Origin of the sequence: Microcoleus sp. PH2017_35_SFW_U_B, from assembly GCF_020737865.1 — a bacterium.
In the GTDB taxonomy this organism is placed as follows: domain Bacteria; phylum Cyanobacteriota; class Cyanobacteriia; order Cyanobacteriales; family Microcoleaceae; genus Microcoleus.
This window is the reverse complement of the sequence record NZ_JAEQDE010000208.1, coordinates 1-1,015: the sequence shown is the minus strand read 5'-3', so window position 1 is coordinate 1,015 and position 1,015 is coordinate 1. Positions and strand designations below refer to the sequence as shown.

The 1,015-nt window shown below is 39.5% G+C and carries 1 protein-coding gene; it reads right to left on the bottom strand.

What is annotated here, in order from left to right:
• Positions 1–254: 254 nt before the first annotated feature.
• Complete coding sequence (locus JGK36_RS33755; RefSeq protein ID WP_293195614.1) at positions 255–590, bottom strand: hypothetical protein; 336 nt, start codon at positions 588–590, stop codon at positions 255–257.
• Positions 591–1,015 lie beyond the last annotated feature (425 nt).

Sequence of the window (1,015 nt, the reverse complement as noted above, 5' to 3'; positions counted from 1 at the left end):
CAAGTAATTCCAGCTTTCCCAATCTTTCCAAGAAAAATCAAGTTCCAAACAGTTCTGTTTTGTCATAAATGATAGTGTCTATCAAGGCCTAAAACGTAAGTCTAACCCTAGAAGCCTTGCAATTACTTCCAATGCGATCGGAACAACTCCTGCTACCCCCTTTTAACAGCAGAGTAATAATTTCCTGACTAAAAGTTTTATTCGTAGTAATAATTTCCTGACTAAAAGTTTTATTCGTAAATTTGATAGGCATCTCAGGGATTCAACTGACGCACAACAGCTTCAAGAACTGCTCGATTCCAATTACGATCTTCTGGGGAAATCACAACAACTTCAAAACCATACTTTTTTCCTTCCAATCTTACTCCTTCAGAATCGTCTATATGCAGATCGATACCAAAGGCTTTAGGGTTCTTACTTGGCCACTCATATCCTGAATTGCGACGTAGATAGGCATTATGGACAGTCTGATTAATAACCCCTGCTACATGAATGCCATAACAACGTAACCACAAGCGGATCAAACAAGGGGAACGATACGAAGATGTGTAAATCCATATTTCACACCCGTATTGCTTCAATTGTTTCATCAATTTGCATGACCCTAGCCGCAACGGTTCATTAATCCACGGCTTGAAAAAAAATGGTATGCGATGGGGTTCGCATGGAACCTGTTCCCCGCAAATAAGGGTATCATCAAGATCGAATGAAATTCGCATTAGTTTCCTTTATTAAGGATTCCAACGCGCGTTCCTTACTCATGGTTTTGTTTACCTCTAATGATGAGTAAAACGAGCTGACATCGCTAATTATTGTAGTTGATTGACTGCACATTATATTAAGTACCACTCATTAATTCACAGTCTTATCCTCGTGGTGGGTTCCGTCAAGCGCACTCTCATCTAAAGCAGAAAAGTCAAGTAATGATGGAACATCAAAGCAGGGAAGTTCAACTTGCAAATACTTATCTCCACACAGATTCTCTGGCTTACCATCTCTATACATAATCAGAGCT

Bases quoted from the DNA above. Each gene is read 5' to 3' on its own strand.
- JGK36_RS33755 (WP_293195614.1), bottom strand. From the start codon at position 590: ATGAAACAATTGAAGCAATACGGGTGTGAAATATGGATTTACACATCT.